This is a genomic window from Stenotrophomonas ginsengisoli (assembly GCF_001431485.1).
GTDB classification, from domain to species: domain Bacteria; phylum Pseudomonadota; class Gammaproteobacteria; order Xanthomonadales; family Xanthomonadaceae; genus Stenotrophomonas; species Stenotrophomonas ginsengisoli.
On sequence record NZ_LDJM01000031.1, the window covers coordinates 1 to 25,343 of the forward strand.

Below are 25,343 nucleotides of genomic sequence, written 5' to 3' on the forward strand. Positions count from 1 at the left end.
TGGCTGGCGCGCATGATCGTCAGTCCTTTTTTGGTTTAGTCACCTCCAAGGCTGCGTCATGCGCGCGCCTGTTTCTGCTGTGATGATCACAAGTTGTTGATATCAATGGCAGAAACGCGGGGAAACCTCAGGGTCAGAGTGCACTTAATTGCTTTCGGTGATCCATAGTTAAGAGGCTGGTGAGTGTTATGCGTCAGTTGATCCTTTTGCTGTGCCTATTCGCACCTCTGGCGTCTGCATGTCCGTCGTTGGTTGTGGGGAGTGAGCGGTATCTGCAGATCCAGGCGCAGGAGCTGGCTGTACAGTCGCAGCTGGCGGATGAGCTGGCTGCACGGGCGGATGCCGTGTTCGTTGGTGAGGTCATGGAGCAGGGCGATGGCACTGCGCAGATGCGCGTGCTGCGGTCGCTCAAGGGCACGTTGAATGCTGTGTTGCAGGTGCGAACGCCTGGGCAGGGTGTCCTCGGCACCATCGGCTGCTGGCCATCGTCCCGATTTGGTGATGCCACGTTGATACGCGGGGAGACGGTGTTGGTGTATCTGGTGACTGGTGCGGTGGTCCGTGCCGCATCGCAGGTACGTGGAGATATGGACCTGCCACTGGATGACGAGCTGGCCATCGTGGCCCGCTCTATCTGAGCAAGCTCCTAAGTAAACGAAACCAACGAGGTCAGGTTGGCGTATCCGGTGTGGCTGCACAGGCCTGTTTGTTTGATGGTGTGCAGGTAGCAAGCTGCTGGGCGACAATCCGGGTTTGTTGATTCATTGCTGCACAGGTTGCCCATGGCCCGTTCGCCACGCCCACCCCGTACCGTTGTTGTCGCCGCCTGGTTGTTGCTGGGCTACGGGGTGTTGTCGTTGCTGCGTTTGTGGTGGTTCGGTGCGGGCCTGCCGGGCAGCGTGACGGGTTGGGTGATCTGGGCCGTGTCATTGCTGGTGTTCGCTGGCATTGCCCGTTCGCTGTATGCCGGGCACAACTTCACGCGCTGGATGGTGGCCGTCATCGTGGCGGTGTCGGCCGTGCTGATGCCGGTGTACAAGCCAGAGCTGCCAACGGGTGTGCACCTGCCGGTGTATTTGCTGCAGTTCGTGCTGCCGGTGCTGGCCACCGTGCTCACTTTTACCCCGAGTGCACGGGCCTGGTTTGTGCGGCCTGTCGGCAACAGTGGTTGATGCTTTACGCTGAGCCAATACCCAGCCGACAGCCGTGAGGTGGCAGATGCCGTTGCGTTTTCTGTATTGCGATGCCTGGCTTCCAGCAGTGCGCTTGTTCCGTGTGGGGCAGTGGATGGCTGGGCATGAATGAACCCACCCCGCGTACCACCAGCCGCCCGTCCATACCCGGCAAGACCTATTGGTTCCGGGCCAAGCCGTCGGGGCTGGGCTGGGACTGGCCGCTGTGCTTTCAAGGCTGGCTCAGCTACGCCCTGGCTTTGGCCGGCATCATCGCGGCAGCGGTGCTGTTCCCGCCCACCCGGTCGCCGGTGGCATTCATGGCCGGCAATCTGCTGATCGTCGTGTTGTTGCTCGGGGTCTGTGCGTTGAAGGGCGAACCGCTGCGCCGGACGCGTTGATGGCCGTTGTCGGCACCGCTTGCTTGCCGTAAAAACGTAGGCTGCCTGCCTGGAAGCCTTTGCCGATGAAACGCGCTCGCCGCCTGCTTGTTCCCCTGCTGTTGAGTGTTGCGCCGTGGTCGGTGCTGGCGGCCACGCCGGCGATCCCCTCCATCGGCTGTACGCAGGACGATCGCGCACTGGTGGCCAGCGATGCCGGCTATAAGGCGTTTGCCCATGCCGTGCAGGAGGCCGGCATTCCCGGGGCGCAGCTGCTGCAGGGCAAGGGTAGTGAGGTGACCCTGTACTGCACGGGGCTCAAGCGCAGCGATGGCAGTGAGGCCGTTGATGCACAGACGGTGTTCCAGGCAGCCTCGTTGTCCAAGGTGGTGGGCGCGTATGTCGCGCTGCGCCTGGCCGATGCCGGGGTGATCGATCTGGATACACCGCTGTGGCAGTACTGGCCGTCGCCACGCTTGAAAGACAACCTGCCGGCGCAGGCGATTACCACGCGCATGGTGCTCAGCCACGCCAGTGGCCTGCCGAACTGGCAGATTTCCCCGGCTGACCCGGCCATCGATACGACGCCGCTGCAGAGCCTGTTCGCACCGGGGCAGGCGTTTGCTTATTCCGGCGAAGGTTTCTACCTGCTGCAGCGCACGCTGGAGCAGGTGACCGGCAAGGCATGGGAGCAGTTGGCGCGTGAGCAGGCGTTCGAACCGCTGGGCATGCACAGCAGCCATTACCTGGCCACGCCGCGCTTCAATGCACACAAGGCCCATGGCCACCATGAAGACGGCACCTTGGAGCGCGAACGCGTTTTTACGTGGGAAAACACCGCGTGGACGCTGTCCACCACGGCCAGTGATTACCACCGCTTCATCAGCAAGGCATTGTTCGCCGGGCAGGGCCTGTTGCCGGCCACCCATGCGGCGATGCTGGCCCCGGCCAGCGACGCCATCGACCCGCGCGTAACCACCGCCCCGCAGCCGCGTATTGCCTGGGGCCTGGGCGTGGGCTTGCAACAGGACGAGGATGGCCGGCGTCTGCTCTGGCACTGGGGCGACAACCCCGGCTTCAAGGCCTTCTTCGCCGTGGACCGCGATAGCGGCCAGCACCTGGTGCTGCTGACCAACAGCCAGAACGGCCCCAAGGCCTACCAAGGCCTGTTGCAGCACTTCATGGGGCAGGGTGAGTACCCGGCGCTGGACTGGATCAGCGCCCAGCCCTGAGCCTCGGGGCCTACCGATTCCTGTAGTGGAAAGCCCCCGGTCTTTCGGTGCGGTATCCAGCAGGTAGTGCCGGGTCATTGGCCTGTGATCGGCGTATGTGCCGCGCATACCGTGGTCGCTTGTAACGGCCGGCAATGAGCAGGCGTTGGTTGCTGACGGTGCCAGGTTCTGCCTACCATCGCCTGCTCGGTGCCACCCATCGGAGCCGCCACATGCGCACTGCCCATGGGCGATTTGGGCTGCATGTGTGCTGTGTTGGCGGTGCTCGTAAAAAGCGTGCGTTCACTGGTGGGCGCCGCACAAACATGGAAGCGCTATGGACTGGCTGAGGTATTTGGGGTTGGGTTTGTCGACGATAGTCCTGGTGTCAGGGGGCTTTGGTCTGCTGATGGCCTGGTGTTGGCCTGACCTTTACAACCAACGGTTTCTGGCCTGGGCTTATGCCGAGAAGGTAATCGGCAAGCAACGCAGTGACCGGACGTGGTACTGCCTGTGGATGATTACCCTGGGGTCGACGCAAATTCTGTTGCATCTCTCATGGGTGCTGCCTGGCTTCATGATGCTGGGCATGTTTCTGTTCTGTGCTTATCAGCTGCGTGACCGTTTGTACCTGCGGGATTCTGCACGATGAATACCGGTCATCCATCCACAGGTGCCGCTGCGCGACACCACGGCACACTGACGCGCTGGAATGACGAGCGCGGATTCGGCTTCATTGCCCCGGCTGGTGGGGGCGCTGAAATTTTTGCGCATATCTCGGCGTTTCCCCACGACGGCCGCCGCCCGCAGGTGGGGGAGGTCATTACCTACCTGACCCAGGCCGGGCCTGATGGCAAGGTGCGCGCGATCAGCATCCTGCGTCCGGGGGCCAACCGACCGTCCCGTGCTGTGCGTGAGCACAAGCCACGCGGGCAGCGCTCCGGCTGGTTGGGTGCGCTGCTCAGCCTGTGCGCCATCGCGGCTATCGTGGCTGTGGTTTACACCAGGTACGTGGGCCAACCAGAGCCTGCGGCATCGCCCACGCATGCTGCCAGCCCGGTGGTGCGGCAGGCGCAGCGTTTCAGTTGCGATGGGCGTCAGCACTGTTCGCAGATGCGCTCCTGCGAAGAGGCACGGTATTTCCTGCGCCACTGTCCCAACACCAAGATGGATGGTGATGGCGATGGTGTCCCCTGCGAACAGCAGTTGTGCAACTGAGCGGTATTGCTGGATCCCGTCGCAGGCACTGTTGAGGAATCGAGTCATGCCTGGCTGCAGCCGTCACCGGCTTCAGCTTCCGGCGAGACAGCGTTTTACAGGTGCAGGATCTGGCAGGCGGTTTTGCCAGCCCGCGTGTGTGGCTGGCATGCTGGCCCGCCACCATGAACGCCTGTGACCATGCCGCGTCAGTTGATCCTTGCCAATGCCTTGTTCTCGCTGCGTGGCCGTGTGGCCATCAGCGATGGTGCGCAGCAGCCGCGCTTTGAGGCACGCGGCGAATTTGCGCTGTTTTCGCCCACCTGGCGCTTGTATCAGGGCGATGTGCTGGTGGGCAGCCTGCGGCGCAAGCTGCTCAGCCTGGTGGATGCGCAGCAGGTGCAGGTGCATGCCGATGACGATGCCAACGAGCAGTTCGTGGCCATGGCCATGCTGGCAGTGCAGTTGGCACGGCAGGTGGAACGGCGGCGTAGCCAGTGAGTGATGCTGCCTGTATGCCGCCATGGCACAGGCATCGCCGAGTGCCGGTGTTTGGCATCTGCCCTTGCCGGCATTGCCCGGCTGCACGGCACATCTGCTTGCTGTTGAGCCGGTGCAACAGTACCGCTGCGCCGGCCATAGCGCGGCTTCCTGCCTCGGTGCTGGGTTGATGACAAGCCCAGTGGCCACCTGCCGCGCAGGATGTGCACGGCAGGTGGCGGTTGTGGCGATCAGTCGGGCAGGTGGTAGGCCAGCACGTAATCACCGGGGCTGGTGCCGATCGAGCCGTGGCCGCCGGCCACCAGTACCACCATCTGCTTGCCCTGGCTGTTGAGGTAGCTCATCGGTGTGGCCTGGCCGCCGGCGGGGATGCGCACATCCCACAGCACCTTGCCGCTGGCCAGGTCGTAGGCGCGGAAGTTGTTGTCCACTGCGGCGGCGAGGAAGGCCACCCCGCTGGCGGTGAGCAGGGGCCCGCCGATGCCGGGCACGCCCATTTTCACCGGCACCGGCAGCGGGCTGAGGTCGGCGATGGTGCCGTTGCGGTGCTGCCAGGCAATGTTGCCGGTGCGCAGGTCCGCGCCGGCCACGGTGCCCCACGGCGGCTGCTGGCAGGGCACGCCCAGCGGGGACAGGAACGGGTGCATGTTCACTGCGTAATCGGCACCGGCATTTTCGTTCAGGCCCTGCTCGCCGGTATTGAGCGGCTGGCCTTGTACGTGCTGGCGCGGTACCAGGGTGGAGACAAAGGCCAGATAGGTGGGCATGCCGAACATCACCTGACGGCGTGGATCCACCGCCACGCTGCCCCAGTTGAACACGCCGAAATTGCCCGGATACACCAGCGTGCCCTGCACCGAGGGTGGGGTGTAACGGCCTTCATAGCGCAGCTTGCGGAAGGCGATGCGGCACAGCATCTGGTCCACCAGGCTGGCGCCCCACATCGAGGCTTCGCGCAGCGGTTCCGGCTCGAAGCTCAGCGCCGAATACGGCTGTAGCGGCGAGACCTTCTGCCCGCTGATGTCATTGCCCTGCGGAGCCGGGCGCTGGCCGATCGGCAGCAGCGGTGTGCCATCGCGGCGGTCCAGCACGTACACATCACCCTGCTTGGTCGGCTGCACCAGGGCCGGCACGCGCCCGCCCGGCATGTCCAGATCCAGCAGCACCGGTTGTGCCGGGGTGTCCATGTCCCACAGGTCGTCATGCACGAACTGCTGCACCCAACGGGCCTGGCCGCTGGCCAGGTCCAGCGCCACCACCGAGGTGGCATAGCGCTGGGCATCGGCGTTGCGGTAGGCGCTGAGCTGGTCCGGGGTGCGGTTGCCCATCGGGAAGTAGGCCAGGCCCAGGGCTTCGTCGGCACTGGCCACCGACCAGCTGTTGGGCGAGCTGACGCTGTAGACCTGGGCTGGATCGTTGGGGTCCAGCGGCGCGGTCTGCGCGGCGTTGCCGGAATCGAAATTCCACACCAGCTGGCCGCTGATGGCGTCGTAGGCGCGGATTACCCCGGATGGGGAATCGACCGCGTAGTTGTCGTTGACCGCACCGGCCACGATCACCTTGCCGGCGGCCACCAGCGGCGGTGAGGTGGAGTAGTAGAAGCCGGGCTGCTTGAACGGCATGTTGTGCATCAGGTCGAGCACGCCGTTGTCGGCAAAGCCGGGGCAGGTCTTGCCGGTGTGCGCATCCAGTGCGTACAGCTTGGCATCGGCCGTGGGCAGGAACACCCGCTCGCTGCACATGGCCGGAGCGGCAGGTGCCGAGGCAGCGGCAGGCGCCGTAGTGGCTGGGGCGACGAAGTAGGACAGGCCGCGGCAGGTCTGGTGCTGGCGGGCCGGTTCCATTCCGGCCCCGGGATCAAAGCGCCAACGCTCCTTGCCGCTGTCCGCATCCAGGGCAATGGCCAGGCTGTGCGGGGTGCACAGGTACAGGGTGTTGCCGATCTTCAGCGGGGTGGCCTGGTAGGTGGTTTCGGTGACGTCGTCGGGCCGGCGCAGGTCGCCGGTGCGGAAGCTCCAGGCCAGCTCCAGCCGGCCGACGTTGTCGGTGCTGATCTGCTCCAGTGGCGAATAACGCTGGCCATGATGGGTGCCGGCATAGGCCGGCCACTGGCCGTCGGCGGGCACGTCGATACCTGCTGCCGGTGCGGCGTTGACGATCTCCATCGGCAGCCGGCCATGCGGCATCGGATCAGGCCGCAGCAACGCAGTGAAGGCCACTGCTGCCAGCAGCAAGGCGCTGGCCAGCACGGCCAGCGAGCCGCCGCGACGGCGTGTGGTGCCGGCCGGTTGATCCAGCTGCCGGCGCAGGGCGGGCAAGGCCATCCACAGGCCGAGCAGGGCGGGCAGGCCCAGGCGGGTGGCCAGTGGCCACCAGTGCCAGCCGGCTTCCCACAGCGACCAGGCCAGCAGTACCAGCAGCCACAGCGCATAGGCCCCCAGGGCCCAGCGTCGGCGCTGCAGCACTGCCCAGGTCACCAGCAGCAGCCACAGGCCGCTGAGGACATACATCGCACTGCCCCCGAGGCTGAGCAGGTAGCCACCACCTGCCAGCAGCGGCAGCCCGAGTACAGCGAGCAACAACACGGTGAGGATGCGCATGACCACTCCACGGCAGGACAGGTGCCCATCGTGCGCTGCCGGTTGTGTGCAAGGTGCATGGTTGGCGCAGCGGATCGGGCACAATGCCTGCCTGGATGAGGACAACGCTGATGACGCCGGATACCGACCACCCCCTGGCCGCCACCCTGACGCAACTGCGTGCTGCCTGGCAGGCCAACAAGCCCGGCCATGCCCAGCGCCGCGCCGACCTCAAGCGCCTGCGTGCCGCTTTCAAGGCGCAGTTGCCGCAGATGACCGCTGCCATGCAGGCCGACTTCGGCCAGCGTGCGGTGGCCGAATGCCGCATCGCCGATGGCATGACCACCCTGGCGGCCATTGATTACCTGCTGGGCCGCCTGCGTGACTGGATGCGTCCCACACCGGTATCGGCGGGCTGGCGCCTGCTGCCGGCGCGGGCGGAAATCCGCCACGAACCGCTAGGCGTGATCGGGGTGATCAGCCCGTGGAATTACCCGGTCAACCTGGCCTTGATCCCGTTGGCCACGGCCATTGCCGCCGGCAACCATGTCTTCCTCAAGCCTTCGGAGAACACCCCGGCCACCAGTGCCTGGCTGGCGCAGCTGCTGGCCAGCGTGTTCCCGGCCGACCGCGTGGCCGTGGCCCAGGGCGATGCCGCCGTGGGCAGTGCGTTTGCCGCGTTGCCGTTTGACCATCTCAAGTTCACCGGCTCCACCGTGGTGGGGCGCAAGGTGATGGCTGCTGCGGCCGCCAACCTCACCCCGCTCACCCTGGAGCTGGGCGGCAAGTCGCCGGCGATCGTCTGCGCCGATTACCCGATCGACAAGGCGGCCGCACGCCTGGCTACCGGCAAGTGGTTCAACGCCGGGCAGACCTGCATCGCGCCGGACTACGTGCTGGTGGAAGGCGGCGCGGCGCGGGTGCAGGCCCTGGCCGACGCGTTGGCCACGCAGGTGCGTGCGCGTTATGGCGATGATCTGGCGGCCAGCCCGGACTACACCCGCATCATCAACCAGCGCCAGTACACACGCCTGGTCGGGCATGTAGGCGATGCGCGCGCGCGCGGTCTGGTGGTGCGCGAGCTGGCCAGCGTGCCGGCCGATGCGCCTGCCCAGCGCCTGATCGCGCCGACCCTGATCCTGCAGCCGGGCGCTGATGCCACGGTGATGGACGAGGAGATCTTCGGCCCGCTGCTGCCGCTGATCGCGGTTGATTCGGTGGCCGCAGCCGTTGCCCACATCAATGCCGGAGACCGCCCGCTGGCGTTGTATCCCTTCAGCAACGACCGCCGCCGGGTCGAACACCTGCTGCAGCACACTCTGGCCGGCGGCATCACCGTCAACGACTGCCTGCTGCATTTCGCCGCTGAAGGCCTGCCGTTCGGCGGCGTGGGGGCCAGCGGCATGGGCGCCTACCACGGTCGCGCCGGCTTTGATGCGATGACCAAGGCGCTGCCGATCCTGTGGCAGCCGCGCCTTACCGCCACCGACCTGCTCAAACCGCCGTACTCGCGCATCGCCCGCATCCTCGACGCCCTGGTGCGCTGACGCAGCTGTCGCGGCCAGGGCCGCTCCCACAAAAGCGGGATGGTTTGTAGGAGCGCACCCGGGCGCGACGGGGTGTGCCGCCCGGTCGTCGGGGTGCAGCTGGCCTGATCGCGGCCGGGGCCGCTCCCACAGAAGCGGCTCGGCTAGTGGGAGCGCACCCGGGCGCGACGGGGTTACAGCGCGGGGACCGCCCAGGGTGTCGCCAGGGCACGGGCTTCGCTGGCGCAGTGCTCCGGCAGGGGCTGGCCCTTGGCGTATTGCGCGGCCAGCTCCTGGCGGGCGGCGGCGAGGTCGTGCTGGAAGGCCGGTTCGGCGTGCAGGCGGGCGATCACCGCGCTGGCCATGTGGCGGCCGGCCACCAGGTCGCTGTTCCAGTGCACGTTGCACACCAGGCGGCTTTCGGCGTAGTTGCGGCCACGGGCGAGCAGGGCATCGCTGTGCTGCGGGGCCAGCTCGGCCAGCAGCAGGGCCCAGGCCCAGCCGATGGCGGTGTGGCCAGACGGGTAGGAGCCGTTGCCGGCCAGCCCGTCCCGGCCTTCGGGGGTGCAGATGTCCTGCTGCTGGACCACGAACGGGCGCGGGCGCTGGTAGTGGTTCTTGGCCGCGCGGGTGGCGTTGCTGGCATCGCTGCGCAGGCGGCGCAGCAGCAGGTAGGTGTGCGGGGTTTGCTCAACGCTGATCTGCGCGCCCAGGGCGCAGGTGTAGATGCCGGCGGCCTGGGGGAAATCCAGGTCGGCATCGATGATGGCCTGCTGCCAGCGCGGGGTGTCGCGCAGGGCATAGGCGGCCTGCGCCACGGCCTGGTCGTGGGCAAAACCGGCACTGCCGGGCGCCGGCGGTGGCGGCAGCAGGGCCAGGCTGTCGGGCAGCTGGTCTGCGCCCAGGTAGCCTGCCAGCACCCCGGCGCGCACTTCGGGCACGCCGGTGGCCGGGTCGATGGCATCGTTGGCCTGCGGCGCCGTTGCCGGCCCGCTGGCACAGGCGGCCAGCCCCAGGGTCAGCAACAAGGCGGTCAGGGGTTGGCGCGTGCTCATGCGCCGATGCGCTCGCCGATCATGCTGCGCAGGGCGTTCAGATCCTTGACGAAGCCCTCGATGCCGGTGCGCAGCTTTTCCTCGGCCATCGCATCGGCGGCAATGGCCGCAGCAAACGATTCGGCGGTGACCGGGGCATGCACCACGCCATCGGCGGCGACCGGGCTGAGCAGGCGCGGCAGTTCGCCGTTGTCGGCGGCCAGCTTTTCCAGCAGGTCCGGCGAGATGGTCAAGCGGTCACAGCCGGCCAGGGCTTCGATCTGCGCGGTGGAGCGGAACGAGGCGCCCATCACCACGGTGGCAATGCCGCGGCGCTTGAACTCGTTGTAGACGCCGCGCACGAACACCACGCCGGGGTCTTCGTCGATGCTGGCCGGGGTCTGGCCGCGGGCCACGTACCAGTCCAGGATGCGGCCGACGAACGGCGAGATCAGGAAGGCACCGGCTTCGGCGCAGCCCAGGGCCTGGGCCGGGTTGAAGATCAGGGTCAGGTTGCAGTCGATGCCTTCGGCCTGCAGCACGCGGGCGGCCTCGATGCCTTCCCAGGTGGCGGCGATCTTGATCAGCACCTTGGAGCGCGGCACGCCGGCTTCTTCGTACAGGGCGATGAAGCGGCGGCCCTTGGCGATGGTGGCAGCGGTGTCGTGCGACTTGTCCGCATCCACTTCGGTGGAGATGCGGCCCGGGATCAGCGCGCTGAGCATCACGCCCACGCCGACGGTCAGGCGGTCGGCGATGTCATCGATGATCTCCTCGCGGCTGCCGCTGGCACCGGTCGCGCGGGCCAGTTCGCGCTCGATCAGCTCGGCATACACCGGCAGGTCCAGGGCCTTCTTGACCAGGGTCGGGTTGGTGGTGCAATCCACCGGGCGCAGCTTTTCAATGGCTGCGTAATCACCGGTATCGGCAACCACCACCGACAGTTCGCGCAGTTGGGCCAGCTTGGAAACGCTCATCGTTGTCTTTTCTCTTGGTCAGTCGTCGTTGTTCGTGCCGGCGGCAGCTGCGCGGATCGCCGCCGTGTCCTGGTCGAACACGGGGGCGGCAAACGGCGCCGGGCCCGGCGTGCGGCCGAAAACGATCGGCCGGGTCACACCACGGTAGCTGCCCAGCGTGCGATGGGCCAGCGGCGCGATCATCTGTTCAGCCAGCACTTGGGGGTGGTCGAACATGTCCTCGACCCGGCGTGCGGCCGCGCACGGCACTTCCTCGCCGAACAGGGCCTCCCATTCCAGCGCGCTGCGTGCGGCCAGGGCGCCATGCAGGGCGGTGAGCAGCTCCGGGGCATGGGCGGCACGCTTGCGCACGCTGTCATAGCGTTCGTCCTCGGCCAGTGCATCCAGGCCGGTCTTGCGGCACAGCGCCTGCCAGAAGTGCGGGGTGTTGGCCGAGATGTACAGCCAGCCGGCGGCGGTGGGATGCAGGCCGGTGATGCCGCCCGAGCGCATGTCGCGGCTGACCCCGGCCGGCTCGCCCTCGGCCCAGATCATGCGTGCCGACTGCATGGTCAGGGCGCTGCGCAGCAGCGACACGCCGACATACTGGCCTTCACCGCTGCGCTCGCGCTCGTACAGGGCGCTGGACACACCGGCCGCCACCAGCGCGGCGGCGTAGTAGTCCACCACCGAGCCGTACAGGATTTCCGGCGGGCCGTCGTTCTTGCCCTGCATGGTGCACATGCCGGTCATGGTCTGCAGCACCTGGTCGTAGCCGGCCTTTTCCTTCAACGGGCCGGTTTCGCCGTAGCCGGTGACCGCGCAGTAGACCAGGCGCGGGTTGATCGCCTGCAGGCTGTCAAAGTCGATGCCCAGACGCGGCGGCACATTGGGACGGAAGTTGTGCACCAGCACGTCGGCCTCGGCCACCAGACGCATCAGCAGGGCGCGCTGGTCGCTGTCCTTCAGGTCCAGGCAGATGCCGGCCTTGGAGCGGTTCACGCCGAGGAAGGCGCGGCTTTCGGCCTCCAGCGTGGACGGGTACTTGCGCAGGTTGTCGCCGGTGGGCGGTTCGACCTTGATCACGCTGGCACCCTGGTCGGCCAGCAACGTGCAGCCGTACGGGCCGGCGATGTAGGCGCTCAGGTCCAGCACCTTGATGCCGCTCAGCGGGCCGGCGCTGCCTTGGCGGTGTACCAGGTCAAACGGGGAGGTCGGGGTATCCATGGGTCTTTGAAGTCCTGTGCCGGCATGCGCTGCCGGCGGCGATGAGACAGAAGGCCGGGTCAGGCAGGCTCAGCCTGCGCGGATGCCGGCCGGAACCAGGGGCAGCCAGGCCAGTCGCCAGGCATCGTGCTGGCGGCCGCCACAGCGGTACCAGGGCACGAACTGCAGCGGCGCACGACACTGCAGCTGCATGCTGATGACGGCACCCTCACCGGCATCCTCGCCCACCTGCAGCCACTGGCTGGGCGGGGCGTCGGGCAGGATCACCGTTTCCTCGGTCTTGTAGCCGTCGATCAGGCCGGTGGCATACACCAGCGGGCCGTAGGTCAGGCCGACGTATTCCCAGCGCAGCACTTCCTGGGCCACCGGCGAGCCATCGGGGGCGCGTGATTCCTGCACGTTGATGTTGGCCGCATGGTGCAGCTGCGGCTGCATCGGCAGAGCGATGCTGACCACGTCACCGGCCTGCCAGGTGCGCTGCAGGGTGATGAAGCCATCGCTGCCGGTGCCGAGCTCGCCCTGGCAGATGCCATTGATGCACAGCTCGATGCTGGCGGCCCAGGACGGCACGCGGATGCCGACGCCGAACGCGGCTTCGTGCTGCGGCTGTACTTCCAGCTCGATGCGGCCGGCGAACGGGTAGGTGGTGGTCTGCACCAGGGTCACCTGGCCGGCCTGCGGGTGCTGCAGGGTGGCCTGGCCGGGGCCGTACAGGTTCACCCGCATATCGCCATTGGCGGCCAGTCCATAGGCCACCTGCGGCAGCTCCTCCACCGCCATCGCGCCGGAGGACTTGCAGCAGCGCCAGTAGGTGGTGTGCACGCGCTTGCCGTTGGGGAAGGTGTAGTAGCACCAGTCCTCGCCGTTGGGGGCCATGGCACCGAGCAGGTCGTTGTAGGCGGTGCGCTCGATCGCATCGGCATAGCGGGCATGGCCGGTGATGGCCAGCAGCTCGCGGTTGAGCTGCATCCAGGCCAGCACCGAGCAGGTTTCCACATAGGCCTGCGGGAAGAAGGTCTTGGGGGCGTTGAACACTTCCCGCGAACGGTGGGCCACGCCACCCCACGGGCCACCGCCCAGGGTCAGGTGGTGCTGCGCGATGCGCTGCCACAGGTTGTCGATGGCGCTCTGGTAGGCCGGCTTGCCGGTGGCCTTGTACAGCTTGGCCAGGCCGACCAGGTTCCAGCACAGCTGGTAGGCCTTGCCGGTGGCAATAAACGCCGGGTCTTCGCCGGCCAGGGCCTTGTCCAGCAGGGCCAGGCGCGGGTTGGCATTGGCCTGTTCCAGCACCTTCTCGGCCAGGGCCAGATAATGCGGGTTGCCGGTGATCAGGTACAGGTCGGCAGCCGGGTCGAGCAGCACCGTGGCCGACATGCCGTGGTGGTTGCCCAGGGTGGTGATGTCGATGCCACCGTCCAGGGTGTCAAAGCACAGGTCGGCAATGCGGCAGGCGGCCTGCAGGTAGCTGTCATCGCCCAGTGCACGCCAGGTCTCGATGAAGCCCAGCAGCAGGTAGCTGTGGGTCCACATGTCCCAGGTGCGCAGCGCCGGCTCGCCGTTCCAGCTTTCCGGCTTGGGCGGCTGCGGCACGGTGAAGCGGCGGTCGGCGGCATAGTTGCCCAGGTAGCCGTCGGCATCCTGCTGGCTGATCAGCCAGTCGGCGACGCGGCGCAGGTTGGCCGCCAGCTGCGGTTGGTTGCCCTGGGCCACGGCGCGGGCAGTGGCCGAGAGCCACTTGCCGGCGTGTTCGCCATACCAGTCACCTTCCTGGTTCTGCTGCTTGTGGGCCTGGCCGAAGATGCTGATCGACGGGCTGGTCTCATCCACGATGAAGGTGGACAGGCGCCCGCTGCGGTTGGCGCTGAGCATGTCGCCGAAGATCCCGCCCAGCTGCACGCTGGCCGGGGCGATCAGCTGCTGGCCGTAGGTGATGGCCGCGCTCATTGCGCATCCACCACGCAGCGGAAGCCGAGCATGCCGCTGCGGTCCTTGGCCGGGGCCATCAGCAGGTACTTGCCGTGCTGGTCCAGGCGGTAGGCCTGGGGGAAGTACCAGTGCGAGGTCTGCGGCTGGTAGCTGGAGCCGCCGCGCAGAATTGCCACGCGGGTGTGTTCGTCACCGAATTCCTCGGTCCACTGCCACACGTGGCCGACCAGGTCTTCCACCCCGAACGGGCTGGCCGCCTGCGGGAAGCTGCCCACATCGTCGGCGGGCAGGATGCGGCGGCCACGATTGGTACGCGGCACCATCGCCGCATCCCAGTCGTTGCCCCACGGGTAGGTGCGGCCATCGTTGCCTTGCGCGGCGTACTGCCATTCCCATTCGTGCGGCAGGCGCTTGCCGGCCCAGGCCGCATAGGCGCGGGCATCTTCCAGCGACACCCACACCACCGGCTTGTTGTCCCAGCCGGCGCGCGGCGCGCCATCGACCCAGTGGGCGAGGAAGTTGATGTTGTCGGCCGGCGCATAGCCGGTGGCGTCGATGAAGGCCTTGAACTGCGCGTTGGTGACCGGGTGGCGATCGATATGGAACGGCGCGATGTCCATCACCTGGCGGTGGTGGCGGCGGGGTACCGATTCCCACGGGTACTGCACGTCCTGGCCGGCCCAGTTGAAGCCTTCGATCTCCACACCACCCACGGCGAACACGAACTCACCGCCCGGGATGGCCAGCATGCCTGCCGGAGCAGCAGCGCTGGCGGCGGTCGGGGTGATATCCACGATGGCTTGCGGCAGTGCCTTCCAGGCGCCCGAATAGGCCGACAGCGGCTTGGCGTTGGCTTCAGCCGTCAGGGCGATGAAATCCTCCAGGCCATCGACGGTGGTGCCGGCGGCCACGGACAGCACGGCGCCGAAGCCACGCGCTTCCATGTCGAAGGACAGGAAGGCCTGGCCGTTGCGCACGGCCGGGTGCAGCTCACGGCCATTCCAGATATCGAAATAGCGGGTGCCTTCGGCGTGCTCGATGGCGATCTGTTCGCCGCACACGTCGTATTCGAAGCGGTTGATGAAGGTGCGCAGGGCCAGGCCATCGACCGGGAACACGCTGGCGAAGATGCCGCCCTGCAGGCAGACCTGGTAGGGCGCCCAGTCCATGGCCACCACCAGCTGCGGGAACTGGCGGTAGATGCGCGCGATGCGGCGCAGGGTCTCGCCATCACGGTCGGTGAACTGGTTCCAGATGCCCCAGATGTTTTCCCAGGCGTTGTAACCGATACCGTTGAAGAAGCAGTACTGCAGGTCGTGGTTGCGGTTGCGGCCCCAGCGGTTCTCGTAATTGACCATGTGGCGCGGCTCCAGCCACTTCCACTTGGACACCGGCGGCACCGGGCCGTCCGGCGCCTTCTTGCCCCAGCTCTGCACGTTCCAGATCAGCTGCTCTTCGGAGCTGATGGTCGATTCGGGCTGCACCACCACCGGGTTGCCGTTGGCATCGCAGGCGTCGAAGAAGGCGCGCGGCACGCCGTTGAAGGTGTCACCGTTGATGCCGTCCGCGCCGGTGTACTTGATGATCTCGGCCAGGCCGTCCCAATGGGTGACGCCCGGATCGCGGGTGCCGTGGTCCCAGGGCTTGGCCGGCAGGAACACCTTGACCCCACGTGCCTGGAAGGCCTGCACCGCGGCCTTGAGGCCATCGATGCCGCCGGGCAGGGTGTGGGCCAGGTCGAACTGGTTGCGGTCATCGATGCCGATGTTCGGGTAGATGTACCAGATCAGCACCGAATCCAGGCCGCCGAAGCGCGCAATCAGATCATCCAGATATTTGTCGACGGTGTACTGCGCCGTTTCCACGTCATAGAAGTAGCGGTCCTCGACCATCATCTGGGCGTGGACGAAATTGCGCTGGGCCCACTGCAGTTCCGGACGGCGGTAGTTCACGTCGGTATAGCCCAGGCGCACCAGGTGCTCGGTGCGCCAGTCGCGCAGCTCGGTCAGCCAATCGCCCGCGCTGGCATTGGCATCGATCATCCAGCTGCCGATGTCGGAAAATGGCCACGCCGGTGCCTTGCCCGGGGTGGGCAGGTAACGCTGGGTGGTGACATGGGAGAACTTGTACTCGGTACGCATCGGCTCACGGCCGTAATCGGCCGGCTGGGTGTCGTAATCGGGAAGTTCGTAGCTGCTGGTCATGGGTCTGGCCAAAACGGGAAGCGAAAGGGGGGCGCCGGCGGTGTGGCAGGCCCGGGCAGGCCTGCGCTACAGGCGTAGCACCGCAGCAGTCTAACGAGGGGGGAAAACGCTTTGGCCGCCATCACCGGCCACTTTTCCTGCCTTTTGTGTCGCCTCCACCGCTTCCAGCGCCCGGTAGACGTGGTTGTAGAAGCCGGTGGAGGGCGAAGGCAGGCGATTGATCTGGCCGTCACCGACGTACTGCATCAGCAGGATGGCGACCAGTTGCTGTTCACGGTCGACCATGAACCAGGTCGAGGCGGCGCCGGACCAGCCGAACTGGCCCACGCTGCCCAGGCGGCCGCGGGCCACCGGGTCGGTGATCACATAGCCGCCCAGGCCAAAGCCTTCCCCAACGCTGAAGCCGGCAATCGGCGCGCCGAAGGCGCTGCCGAGCTGGTCGCGCATCATCAGGTCCAAGGTCTCGGCCCGGAGCAGGGAGGGGCCGGCATCGCTGCCGTCGTGCAGCAGGGCGCGGGCAAAGCGCAGGTAGTCGGCGGCGCTCGAATACAGGCCGCCGGCGCCGTTGTCATAACGGTTCAGGCGCTCACCGGGATGGCGCGCGCTGTGGGTATCGGCCAGCACCAGGGCCCCGGCATTGCCGGAGGGCAGGTCCACCACGCGATGGCGCTGGTCGGCCGGTACCTCAAAGCCGGTATCGGACATGCCCAGCGGGGCGAAGATGTGTTGCTGCAGGTAGTCAGCCAGCGATTGCCCGCTGACCACTTCCACCACCCGCCCCAGCAGGTGGGTATTGCTGCCGTCGTAATGGAAATGGGTGCCGGGAGCGTCGGCCAGGGGCACGATAGCCAGACGCGTGGCCAGTTCGGCCAGCGAGCCGGCGGAGTCGACCTCGGCGGCAATCATGGCGCGCGCAGCGGCCGGGTGCTGGCCGTCATCGGCACTCAGGCCACTGGTATGGGTGAGCAGGTGGCGCAGGGTCAGCGGGCGCGGTGTCGGCAGGCTGTACACGCCGCCGGTGGCCGGCTCGACCAGCACGCGGCTATCGGCGAAGGCGGGCAAGAAGCGCGACAGCGGGTCATCCAGCTGCAGCCGGCCCTGTTCCAGCAGCTGCAGCACCGCCACCGACACCACTGGCTTGGTCATCGAGTAAATGCGGAACAGGCTGTCATCGCGCATGGGCAGCGTACGTGCGATGTCCTGGTGGCCATAGTGGCGCTGGAACACGCGCCGGCCGTCTTTTTCGACCAGGGCAGCGGCGCCGGGAAAACCGCTGGCCGTCGTACGCTGCTGCAGGTAGTCATCCAGCGCCTGCCAGCGATCGCTGGCAGCACAGGGCAGAGCGCAGCTGGCAGTGAGCATGGCGATGAGCAAACGTTGGTGCAGGCGCATGGGCGTCGTCCTGTCGCGTGGTGGTGGCGATGGGCGTCAACACAAAAAAGGCGCCACCGTTGCCGGTGGCGCCTTTTTTACAGGGTCACGATCAGAACTTGATCGTGTGGCTGATCGAGACCATGCGGCCACGGCCAGCGAAGTAGTTCTGCCAGCCCGGCAGCTGCGACCAGGTCAGCACGTACTGCTTGTCCAGCAGGTTCTCGATACCCACCGAGAGCTTGCCGTAGGTGCCCAGGTCGTAGTTGGCGGTCAGGTCCCACAGCGCGTAGCCATAGGTGTCTTCCTCGTTGCCGTAGGTGTTGCCGTTGACCGGGGAGACCCAGGTTTCGGTCAGGTCACGCGAGAAGGTCTTGGTCACGCCCAGGGTGGCATCGAACTTGTCGTTCGGGGTCCAGGTCAGCGAGGCGGTGACCTTGTCCGGGGAAATGTCCAGGATGCCCATTTCCTTGGCCAGCGCCGAACCGGTGTGGTAGCTGGTCTGGCCACGGATGGCCGAGTACAGCAGGGTGCCGCGCAGCTGGTCGTTGAAGGTCCAGGCGCTGTTGAACTCGAAGCCTTCGATCTCGACCGGGGCGCGGGTCAGGATGAAGTCGTCGGTGGCCTCATCCACGCTCAGGGACGAGCCGAACTCGGACTCGGACTTGTACACCGAGGCACCGATCTGGCCACGGGCGCCGCGCCAGTTGAAGCCGATTTCACGGTTTTCGGTGATCAGCGGGTCCAGGTCGGCCACGCAGGACACGGCCTTGCACGGGCTGTTGGCCTGGATGTTGCGCAGCGGGATGCCGACGTTGGCGATGCCAAAGCCTTCCGAATAGGAAGCAAACACCGAGAACTGGTCATTGATGCGCCAGATCGCACCGAAGTTGGGCATGGTGGCCTTGTAGTCCAGCTTGCCGCCCTGCACCGGGGTGTGGTCGCGGAAGGCCACGGTGGTGTAGCTGTCGATGCTCAGTTCGCCGTCTTCGCGACGCACGCCGGCATCCAGGGTCACCGGGCCGATGTCCCAGCTCAGCTGGGCGTAGCCGGCCAGCGAGGTGTACTCCATCGGCGGCACCCACAGGCGGTTGGTCAGGGCCAGACGCTGGGCTGCGGTGTCTTCGACAAAGTCCACGCCGGCACGCAGGCGCAGGCCTTCCACGCCGGCCAGGTCGTGGTAGCCGTAGCCCACGCGCAGGCCCTTCTTGTCGGAGACGATTTCCGACTGGTCCCAGATGCGCTCGGCTTCCGGCGGGGCCGGCTTGACCAGCTGGCGGTCGCTGCCGTTTTCCGGGATGTAACGCATGGCCTGGTCGGCCCAGTAGGCATCCACGCTCAGGTCGCCACCGAAGAAATCGGCGTTGGTGTACTTCACGGCCACCTGTTCGAATTCGTTGAATTCGGCCAGCGAGCCGGCAATGGAGCCCTTCTCGGCGGTGTTGGTGCTCGGCACCGGGCACTCGACCGGGTCGAAGCGGCAACCTTCCACCGGGATGTAGTTGGCCTTGCCGCGGATCATGAAGTTGCTGTAGGTGGCCTGGATGCGCTGCATCTGGCCTTCGCCGAAGTTGTAGCCGCCCTTGACGAACAGATTCTTGGAGTAGGAGTCGGATAGCGAGCCGGAGGTGTTCAGGCCGACGCGGCGGCCCTCGCCGTCGTAGCTGATGCCACGGTCGATGTAGGCGCCGGACACCACGAAGTCAGCGGCATCACCACGGTAGGTGTGGGTCACGCCGACCTTCTTGGTCGCGCTGTCGTCCTTGAACTGGGTGCCGTAGCGGGTGGACACGGTGGTCTGGTGACCGTCCACTTCCGGGTTCTTGGACAGGTAATTGATCACGCCGCCGGAACCGCCGATGCCTTCGGCAGCGGACGGGCCGTTGATGACCTCGATGCGGCCGATCACACCCATGTCGGTGAAGGTGCCGTTGCGGTTGCCCTCGCGCAGCGGCGAGCCCTGCGGCACGCCGTCAAACAGGCGCAGGGCGATGCGGCCGCGCAGGGTCTCGCCGGAGTTGCTCATCGCCTGCGAGGATTCCGAATAACCCGGCACCATGCGTGCCAGCACGGCGGTGGCGTCTTCGGTCAGGTTGAGGTTGCGCTGCACTTGCTCGGCGGTCACCAGGGTGACAGCGCCCGGGACCTTTTCGATGGCGACCGGGGTGCGGCTGCCGGTGACGATGATCTGGTCCAGATCGGTGGCCTGGCCGGCGGCATCCTGGGCCAGGGCCGGCGCGATGGAGGTGGCCAGCAGGATGGTGCTGATCGCGGCGGACAACGGATTGATCATTTCTCTTCCCCGGTAGTGCAGTAAACACCGCCCAGACGACACTGGTTGGTGCGATGGTCAGGCCGGTGGGCCCAGTGAGGGTCATCGGGGGGCGTGCACACATCGCCCGCGCCCCATACGTTGGCGCGAAGCCTATGCGTCAGGGCGATGACAAGAAACGGGCCGTTGCTGTGTTCTGAGTGAAGCATTTCTGCCTTGTGCCCTGTTGCATTGCGGCAAAAAGGCAGTGGATATTTGTTTCAGTCCTTGCTCAAGCAATTTTTGCTTTCGTCCAGAAGCGCATTGACCAGGCGCAGGCGTACCGAAGAACGCGACCAGACCAGGCCGATCCGGCGTGGTTCGGAAGGCAGGGGCAGCGGCAGGCGGGCCACATCGATGCCGGCCGGCCAGGGCTGGGCCCAGTCCGGCACCAGGGACACACCCAGGCCACGGTCCACCATCACCGCAATCGCATTGAGGGCGTTGAGCTCCAGCCGTTCGCGCGGCACGATGCCGGCCCGGCGCAGGTATTCATCGGCCTTGCGCCCGCCCCATTCGTGGCGGTCGTAGCGGATCAGCGGCTGTTCGCGCAGCAGGGTGTGCGGGTCGATATGGGCCAGATGGCGCGGTGCCAGCACCACCAGCGGCTCTTCGCGCAGCAGCTGCCAGTCGCAGGTCTTGGGCAGGGCGAACGGAGCCTGCAGCACCATGGCCGCATCCAGGTCGCCTTCCTCCACCGCCCGGTACAGGTCGGCCGAATAGCCGGGGCGGATGAACACGTTGATCTGCGGGAAGCTTTCCACCATCCGCGCCAGGATGTCCGGCAGCAGGCCGGCCAGGGCGGTGGGGCAGGCGCCGATGCGCAGCTCGCCGGACAGCCCGTTCTCGTTGGCCACGCTGCGCAGGTCGGCCACATCGCGCAGCAGGCCGCGGGCGCGTTCCAGGATGCGTGCGCCTTCCTCGGTGACGCTGACCGTGCGCCCGGCGCGGGCAATCAGCGGCGCGCCCAGTTCACGTTCCAGGGTGCGGATCTGCTGCGCCACGGCGGCCGGGGTGATGTGCAGGCTGCGCGCGGCAGCGGCCATCGAGCCGCGGTCGGCTACGGTGACGAAGGTGTTGATGAACTGCGTTTCCACCTTGGCAAATCCGGGTCAGACAAAGTTGGCAAAGGCTACAGCATCCCCCGCCCGGCAGGTTCGACCGGGCGGGGCAGGCTGGCTCAGGACGGCTGTTGCTGCTTCTTGGTGCCGTGGATGGTCAGCCCTTCCAGCGACTGCTGCGGGGCCGGGAAGAGCAGGCTGGCCACATAGCCGATCACGATGCACAGGGCGATGGAGATGGCCAGGTAGAAGTACGGGTGGACCAGGCTGAACCACCAGCAGACCAGGGTGATCAGCACCGAACCGGTGACACCGATGGCCACGCCCGGGGCGTTGGCGCGACGGGTGAACATGCCCAGGGTGTAGGCACCGGCAAAGCCACCGCCGAGCAGGCCGGCCAGCTCGATGGACACGTCAAACAGCGAGTTGATGTCATAGCGACTCATCACCAGGGCGATGACGATGCCGATCACACCGACGCCGACGCCGGACCATTCGGCGATGCGCACCGCGGTCTTCTCATCCGGGGCCTTGGCCAGCTTCTGGTAGAAGTCCACCGAGATGAGGGTGCCGACCGAGTTGATGATCGAGGACAGGGTGGACATGGCCGCGGCGAAGATGCCGGCGATGATCAGCCCGGTGACGCCGGCCGGCAGTTCAGCGGCGATGAACAGCGGGAAGGTGGCATCGATGGGCAGCAGCGGGTTCAGGCGCTCCGGGTTGTCGCGGTAGTACATCCACAGCGCGGTACCGATGCCGTAGAACACGAAACCACCCGGGATCATGATCGCGGCAAAGGCCCAGATCGAACGCCCGGCTTCCTTGTCCGACTTGGTCGACAGCGCACGCTGCATCAGCACCTGGTCCTTGGGGAAGGTCAGCACCACGTCGAACACCACCAGGAAGATGAAGCCCCAGACGGTGGCCTTGGTCAGGTCGAAGCTGAAATCGAAGATCTGGGTCTTGTTCTGCGCGCTGGCCGCCGACATCAGCTCGGGCAGGTTGGCGCCCGAGCTCCAGAACACGTAGCCGATGGCAAACAACGCGCCGCCGAACATCACCAGCACCTGCACCACGTCGGTCCAGATCACCGCCTTGGAGCCGCCGATGGTGGAGTAGATGATGGTGAAAACGCCCATCATCATGATCGACCAGACCACATCCAGGCCGGTGATGGTGGAAATGGCCAGGGCCGGCAGGAACAGGATCACGCTCATGCGTGCGCCGATCTGCATGATGATGCACAGCGCGCTGGAGAGCAGGCGGATGGCCGGGTGGAAGCGGGTTTCCAGGTAGGAGAACACGCTCATCAGGTCCAGCCGGCGCAGGATCGGCACGATCCAGATCGCCACGAACACCAGGCCCAGCACGGCCATCAGGTTGTTGGTCAGGTACTGCCAGTTGGTGTCGAACGCCTTGGCCGGAATGGCGATGAAGCTGATCGAGGAGGTGTTGGTGGCATACAGGCTGATGCCTGCCGCCCAGAACGGGATGGAGCGGCCACCGACGAAGTAATCGGCGGTGTTGGAGTTCTGGTCACGCAGGTAGAACCACAGGCCCATGCCGAGCATGGCCAGCAGGTAGAGCACGATCACCACCCAGTCCAGGTTGCGCAGCAGGTGCTTGCTGCCTTCCACCTCGCTGCTCAGCCACTGCCCGTCCTGGTGCCAGGCCAGGCCGTTGCCGCGGCTCACGATCTGCTGCGGGGCCGGGCCGGCCGGCAGGGTCTGGATGCTGTACCAGGCGCCGGTGATGGTGTGGAAGCTGCGCAGCACGACGGCATCGTCGGCCTGCTTGACCAGCATCAGCAGGTGGGCCTGGCCGAGGGTGCGCAGCGAGCCGGGCAGGATCTGGCCATCGGCGGGCGCCAGCAGCTGCCAGCCGTGGTCCTTGCTCCAGCTTTGCCACTGGCCGGCAGTGTCGGCCAGGTAGATCACGCCTCGGCTGCCCTGCACGGCCAGCGGGGGGGCATTGCCCAGCCAGGCCGGCAGGCTGCGCCAGCGGCCCTGGCCATCGGCCACATGCAGCTGCGGCAGGCCATCGCTGCCCAGCCCGGCGACCATCACTTCATCGCCCAGGCTGCCCAGCACCGGCTGCTGCAGGCCTTCGGGCAGGGCCAGTGCCGCGCCGGGCTGCAGCTGCTCGCTGTGCACACGTACCGGCAGCAGTTGCGCCGGGGCGTCATCGATGAGCAACCAGTGCTGCGCACCGGCACTGACCGCGCTGCGGATCTGCGCCGGCTGCAGCCCGGCCGGGGTGGCCACGGCCTGCCAGCTCTTGCCGTCGGCGCTGAGCAGCTGCAGCTGGCCGTCGTGGCGGGCCAGCAGGTGGCCGCCGAGGGCGAACACCGCCTCGGCCTGGGTGGCCGGCAATTGGCCATCGCGTACCGTGGTCAGGCTGGAATCGGCCTGCGCGGTGGTGCTGCCGACAAGCAGCAGGATCAGCGCCAGCAGGCTGGTCAATACAAAGGAACAGACACGGGTCATGGTCAGGCAATCCGGCGCAGGCAGGCGATCAGCAGGTGGAGGAGCGGTCGGCGGCCAGCAACATCTGGGCCTGGCGCAGGAAGGGGGTGTCGATCATGCGGCCTTCGAACAGGAAGGCACCACGGCCGGAAGTCTCGGCTGCAGCGGCGGCGGCAACGATGCGGCGGGCCTCGTCCAGGCGCTGCTCGCTGACACTGAACACGGCATTGGCCCAGGCCACCTGCTTGGGGTGGATGCAGCTCTTGCCCAGAAAACCCAGGTCGCGGGCCAGCCCGGCCTCGGTCTGGAAGCCGTCCTGGTCGCTGACGTTGGGCCAGGCGCTGTCGTAGGCAAACACGCCGGCTTGCGCAGCGGCCATCTTCAGCGCGAACAGGGCCGCATGCACATTGGCCGGGGTGCGGGCCACGCCATTGACCGCGAACAGATCGGCCAGGCCCAGCTGCAGGCCGGCCACGCGCGGGTGGGCAGCGGCCAGCTCGGCGGCGTGGCGCAGGCCGGCCGGGGTTTCCACATTGAGCAGCAGGCCGATCGGCCGGCTGATGCCATTGGCCTGTTCGGCGGCCTCCAGGGCGGCAGCAATGGCCTGCACCTGGGCGGCGGTCTCCAGCTTGGGGATATTGAGCAGGTCCACCCGCGGCTGGGCCATGGCGGCCAGGTCGGCGGCAAAATGCGGGCTGTCCGGGGCGTTGGTGCGCACGATCACGCACTTGCTGCTGGCCGCCAGCGCCGGGTCGGTCAGGAAACCGGCAATAGCCTGGCGGGCGGCCTCCTTGCCGGCCTCGGGGACCGAGTCCTCCAGGTCGAAAGACAGGGCATCGGCGTCGCCGGCCAGGGCCTTGGCGAACAGCTCCGGCCGGGCGCCGGGAACGAACAGTTTGCTTCTCATGGCACAACCCTTTGCGGTGGTGATCCGCGCTGGGAGGCAAGTCTGGGCCAAGCCCGGCAACGAAACACCGGCGCAGGTGATATTCAGGCAATAGCTTCTGTAGCTTGTTCTTGGCAGGGCAGGTGGGCTGGTGGTGCGTGGGTTGCGTTCCACCCAGTTCAGTGGCTCGATGCGGCGGTGCAGACAGTGGCAATGCCGGATCAGGAGCCAGCTATGTAGCGGGCGTGTGGACGCACGCATGCGGTGAGCCGGCGCGGATGCACCGCCAGGCCAGCCCCGTCAGCAGGGCACCAGGCGTGCCGCAATGCCTAGGGCGGGTCAAGTTTGTGCCTGGTCTGCCGTCAATGACCGGATGGTGCACACATGGCCGCGGCCAGTCGTGGCGGTGGTCATGGGCTGGCAGCGGCCGTCACCGCCGGGTTGCTGTGTGTAGCCAAGGTTTGATTGTCCACCCACCACTGCAGGTGTCGCTTGGCACCTGCCCGTATTGCCTGGAGTGTCATGTTTACCCTGCATCCCGTATTCAGCGCCTTGGTTCTGGGAACCCTCACCCTGCTGGCACCCTCGATGGCGCGCGCCGACGATACCGAGGAGGAGACCGAAGTTCTGGATTGGGAGGAACAGGTGCCGGTCGAGGTCGAGCTCTGGCCCGGGGCACCAGGGCATGCGGCCGGTACCCGTGAGTTGAAACTGGTGCAGCGCTCCACCACCGGCAAGGTCGTGGCCAGCCAGGTGGCCCTGTCACTGTTGACCCGCAGTATTTCTGGCCAGGGTTTCAACAAGGAAAACCTGCGCGGGACCAAGGTCAGGAGCGTGCCCAACCCGGCTTTTGGCCCCATGCCCGAACAGGTGCAGTCCGCCCTGGCGGATTACTTTGCCGCGCATCCGGCGGCCGTACCTGCCGAGTATTCCCCGATCCAGCTCACGGTGAAGGAGTTCAGCCTGATCTACCGCGAACTGGGCGATGAGAATACGGATTACGTCCTGCAGCAGGAGATCGACATCGGTTTTCCGATCCTGCGCACCCGTTTCCGTCAGTTGCCAGGCGCCGGTGAGGGGGCCAAGTGCCGGATGGACGAGACCGTCTCGGCCCCGCTGGAGGCCTGGCAGGCGGATGACTATGCCTACGCGCGCCAGGTGGTCGAGCAACATGCCAACCAGTGTGTGAGCAGCTTTGTGGCCATGCTGCCGCAGTTGTTCCCGGACCCGCAGCAGGGGCCGGTCGAGGCCGCAACGCTCGGCGTGCCCGCTGCAGAAGCCGGCGACGTGGTGCCGGAAGGCGAACAGCAAGGCTGAGCGCAGGGGGCTGCCAGTC

General features: G+C 66.7%; 20 protein-coding genes. 9 read left to right on the forward strand and 11 right to left on the reverse strand.

Annotated elements, in window-relative coordinates:
- Positions 1-188 precede the first annotated feature (188 nt).
- The 7 genes from ABB30_RS11880 (at position 189) to ABB30_RS11910 (ending at position 4,461) form a co-directional block, all read left to right on the forward strand.
- Positions 189-638, forward strand: coding sequence for a hypothetical protein (locus ABB30_RS11880; protein WP_057638533.1), 450 nt, complete (start codon positions 189-191; stop codon positions 636-638).
- 144 nt (positions 639-782) lie between these two features.
- Positions 783-1,172: a hypothetical protein gene (locus ABB30_RS11885; protein WP_152980726.1), complete on the forward strand. Its 390-nt coding sequence runs from the start codon at positions 783-785 to the stop codon at positions 1,170-1,172.
- Between the two features lie 125 nt (positions 1,173-1,297).
- A complete protein-coding gene (locus tag ABB30_RS11890; protein WP_057638535.1) occupies positions 1,298-1,573 on the forward strand; it encodes a hypothetical protein in 276 nt (91 codons plus the stop codon).
- A 65-nt stretch (positions 1,574-1,638) separates the two neighbouring features.
- The gene (locus tag ABB30_RS11895) at positions 1,639-2,784 is read left to right on the forward strand and encodes a serine hydrolase domain-containing protein (protein ID WP_057638536.1); all 1,146 of its coding nucleotides are present in this window, start codon (positions 1,639-1,641) and stop codon (positions 2,782-2,784) included.
- A 316-nt stretch (positions 2,785-3,100) separates the two neighbouring features.
- Complete coding sequence (locus ABB30_RS11900) at positions 3,101-3,415, forward strand: hypothetical protein (RefSeq protein WP_057638537.1); 315 nt, start codon at positions 3,101-3,103, stop codon at positions 3,413-3,415.
- The gene (locus ABB30_RS11905; RefSeq protein WP_057638538.1) at positions 3,412-3,981 is read left to right on the forward strand and encodes an excalibur calcium-binding domain-containing protein; all 570 of its coding nucleotides are present in this window, start codon (positions 3,412-3,414) and stop codon (positions 3,979-3,981) included. The genes ABB30_RS11900 and ABB30_RS11905 overlap by 4 nt, the downstream gene beginning before the upstream one ends.
- A gap of 180 nt (positions 3,982-4,161) precedes the next feature.
- Positions 4,162-4,461, forward strand: a complete 300-nt coding sequence (locus ABB30_RS11910) for a hypothetical protein (RefSeq protein WP_152980727.1) — start codon at positions 4,162-4,164, stop codon at positions 4,459-4,461.
- 230 nt (positions 4,462-4,691) lie between these two features.
- On the opposite strand, the gene ABB30_RS11915 is transcribed toward ABB30_RS11910, so the two are convergent.
- On the reverse strand, positions 4,692-7,061 hold the full coding sequence (locus tag ABB30_RS11915) for a membrane-bound PQQ-dependent dehydrogenase, glucose/quinate/shikimate family (RefSeq protein ID WP_057638540.1): 2,370 nt from the start codon (positions 7,059-7,061) through the stop codon (positions 4,692-4,694).
- A 110-nt stretch (positions 7,062-7,171) separates the two neighbouring features.
- On the opposite strand from ABB30_RS11915, the gene ABB30_RS11920 reads away from it, so the two are divergent.
- On the forward strand, positions 7,172-8,587 hold the full coding sequence (locus tag ABB30_RS11920) for a coniferyl aldehyde dehydrogenase (protein WP_057638541.1): 1,416 nt from the start codon (positions 7,172-7,174) through the stop codon (positions 8,585-8,587).
- A gap of 173 nt (positions 8,588-8,760) precedes the next feature.
- On the opposite strand, the gene ABB30_RS11925 is transcribed toward ABB30_RS11920, so the two are convergent.
- The 10 genes from ABB30_RS11925 to ABB30_RS11970 all read right to left on the reverse strand — a co-directional run bounded on the left by ABB30_RS11925 (position 8,761) and on the right by ABB30_RS11970 (position 24,028).
- The gene (locus ABB30_RS11925; protein WP_057638542.1) at positions 8,761-9,621 is read right to left on the reverse strand and encodes an acid phosphatase; all 861 of its coding nucleotides are present in this window, start codon (positions 9,619-9,621) and stop codon (positions 8,761-8,763) included.
- On the reverse strand, positions 9,618-10,577 hold the full coding sequence (locus tag ABB30_RS11930) for a transaldolase (RefSeq protein ID WP_057638543.1): 960 nt from the start codon (positions 10,575-10,577) through the stop codon (positions 9,618-9,620). Before ABB30_RS11930 ends, ABB30_RS11925 begins: the two co-directional genes overlap by 4 nt.
- Before the next feature lie 18 nt (positions 10,578-10,595).
- The gene (locus ABB30_RS11935; protein WP_057638544.1) at positions 10,596-11,783 is read right to left on the reverse strand and encodes a CoA transferase; all 1,188 of its coding nucleotides are present in this window, start codon (positions 11,781-11,783) and stop codon (positions 10,596-10,598) included.
- Between the two features lie 69 nt (positions 11,784-11,852).
- Positions 11,853-13,727, reverse strand: coding sequence for a glycoside hydrolase family 127 protein (locus ABB30_RS11940; protein WP_083489852.1), 1,875 nt, complete (start codon positions 13,725-13,727; stop codon positions 11,853-11,855).
- Positions 13,724-15,913 carry a formylglycine-generating enzyme family protein gene (locus ABB30_RS11945; protein WP_057638545.1) on the reverse strand — a complete coding sequence of 730 codons (2,190 nt, stop codon included), beginning with the start codon at positions 15,911-15,913 and terminating at the stop codon, positions 13,724-13,726. Before ABB30_RS11945 ends, ABB30_RS11940 begins: the two co-directional genes overlap by 4 nt.
- A gap of 90 nt (positions 15,914-16,003) precedes the next feature.
- On the reverse strand, positions 16,004-17,305 hold the full coding sequence (locus ABB30_RS11950; protein WP_083489853.1) for a serine hydrolase domain-containing protein: 1,302 nt from the start codon (positions 17,303-17,305) through the stop codon (positions 16,004-16,006).
- Between the two features lie 91 nt (positions 17,306-17,396).
- On the reverse strand, positions 17,397-19,577 hold the full coding sequence (locus tag ABB30_RS11955; protein ID WP_057638547.1) for a TonB-dependent receptor: 2,181 nt from the start codon (positions 19,575-19,577) through the stop codon (positions 17,397-17,399).
- 239 nt (positions 19,578-19,816) lie between these two features.
- Entirely contained in the window at positions 19,817-20,692 is an 876-nt protein-coding gene (locus ABB30_RS11960) for a LysR family transcriptional regulator (protein ID WP_057638548.1), read from the reverse strand.
- Between the two features lie 83 nt (positions 20,693-20,775).
- Positions 20,776-23,142, reverse strand: coding sequence for a sodium:solute symporter family protein (locus tag ABB30_RS11965; protein ID WP_057638549.1), 2,367 nt, complete (start codon positions 23,140-23,142; stop codon positions 20,776-20,778).
- Between the two features lie 28 nt (positions 23,143-23,170).
- Positions 23,171-24,028, reverse strand: coding sequence for an HpcH/HpaI aldolase/citrate lyase family protein (locus ABB30_RS11970; protein ID WP_057638550.1), 858 nt, complete (start codon positions 24,026-24,028; stop codon positions 23,171-23,173).
- A 501-nt stretch (positions 24,029-24,529) separates the two neighbouring features.
- Between ABB30_RS11970 and ABB30_RS11975 the strand changes: the two genes are divergently transcribed.
- Entirely contained in the window at positions 24,530-25,324 is a 795-nt protein-coding gene (locus ABB30_RS11975; protein ID WP_057638551.1) for a hypothetical protein, read from the forward strand.
- Positions 25,325-25,343 lie beyond the last annotated feature (19 nt).

Coding starts and splice junctions, on each gene's coding strand:
- ABB30_RS11970 (WP_057638550.1), bottom strand. CDS start 24,028: ATGAGAAGCAAACTGTTCGTTCCCGGCGCCCGGCCGGAGCTGTTCGCC.
- ABB30_RS11965 (WP_057638549.1), bottom strand. CDS start 23,142: ATGACCCGTGTCTGTTCCTTTGTATTGACCAGCCTGCTGGCGCTGATC.
- ABB30_RS11930 (WP_057638543.1), bottom strand. CDS start 10,577: ATGAGCGTTTCCAAGCTGGCCCAACTGCGCGAACTGTCGGTGGTGGTT.
- ABB30_RS11895 (WP_057638536.1), top strand. CDS start 1,639: ATGAAACGCGCTCGCCGCCTGCTTGTTCCCCTGCTGTTGAGTGTTGCG.
- ABB30_RS11910 (WP_152980727.1), top strand. CDS start 4,162: ATGCCGCGTCAGTTGATCCTTGCCAATGCCTTGTTCTCGCTGCGTGGC.
- ABB30_RS11915 (WP_057638540.1), bottom strand. CDS start 7,061: ATGCGCATCCTCACCGTGTTGTTGCTCGCTGTACTCGGGCTGCCGCTG.
- ABB30_RS11925 (WP_057638542.1), bottom strand. CDS start 9,621: ATGAGCACGCGCCAACCCCTGACCGCCTTGTTGCTGACCCTGGGGCTG.
- ABB30_RS11940 (WP_083489852.1), bottom strand. CDS start 13,727: ATGAGCGCGGCCATCACCTACGGCCAGCAGCTGATCGCCCCGGCCAGC.
- ABB30_RS11975 (WP_057638551.1), top strand. CDS start 24,530: ATGTTTACCCTGCATCCCGTATTCAGCGCCTTGGTTCTGGGAACCCTC.
- ABB30_RS11935 (WP_057638544.1), bottom strand. CDS start 11,783: ATGGATACCCCGACCTCCCCGTTTGACCTGGTACACCGCCAAGGCAGC.
- ABB30_RS11900 (WP_057638537.1), top strand. CDS start 3,101: ATGGACTGGCTGAGGTATTTGGGGTTGGGTTTGTCGACGATAGTCCTG.
- ABB30_RS11950 (WP_083489853.1), bottom strand. CDS start 17,305: ATGCGCCTGCACCAACGTTTGCTCATCGCCATGCTCACTGCCAGCTGC.
- ABB30_RS11920 (WP_057638541.1), top strand. CDS start 7,172: ATGACGCCGGATACCGACCACCCCCTGGCCGCCACCCTGACGCAACTG.
- ABB30_RS11890 (WP_057638535.1), top strand. CDS start 1,298: ATGAATGAACCCACCCCGCGTACCACCAGCCGCCCGTCCATACCCGGC.
- ABB30_RS11955 (WP_057638547.1), bottom strand. CDS start 19,577: ATGATCAATCCGTTGTCCGCCGCGATCAGCACCATCCTGCTGGCCACC.
- ABB30_RS11885 (WP_152980726.1), top strand. CDS start 783: ATGGCCCGTTCGCCACGCCCACCCCGTACCGTTGTTGTCGCCGCCTGG.
- ABB30_RS11945 (WP_057638545.1), bottom strand. CDS start 15,913: ATGACCAGCAGCTACGAACTTCCCGATTACGACACCCAGCCGGCCGAT.
- ABB30_RS11905 (WP_057638538.1), top strand. CDS start 3,412: ATGAATACCGGTCATCCATCCACAGGTGCCGCTGCGCGACACCACGGC.
- ABB30_RS11880 (WP_057638533.1), top strand. CDS start 189: ATGCGTCAGTTGATCCTTTTGCTGTGCCTATTCGCACCTCTGGCGTCT.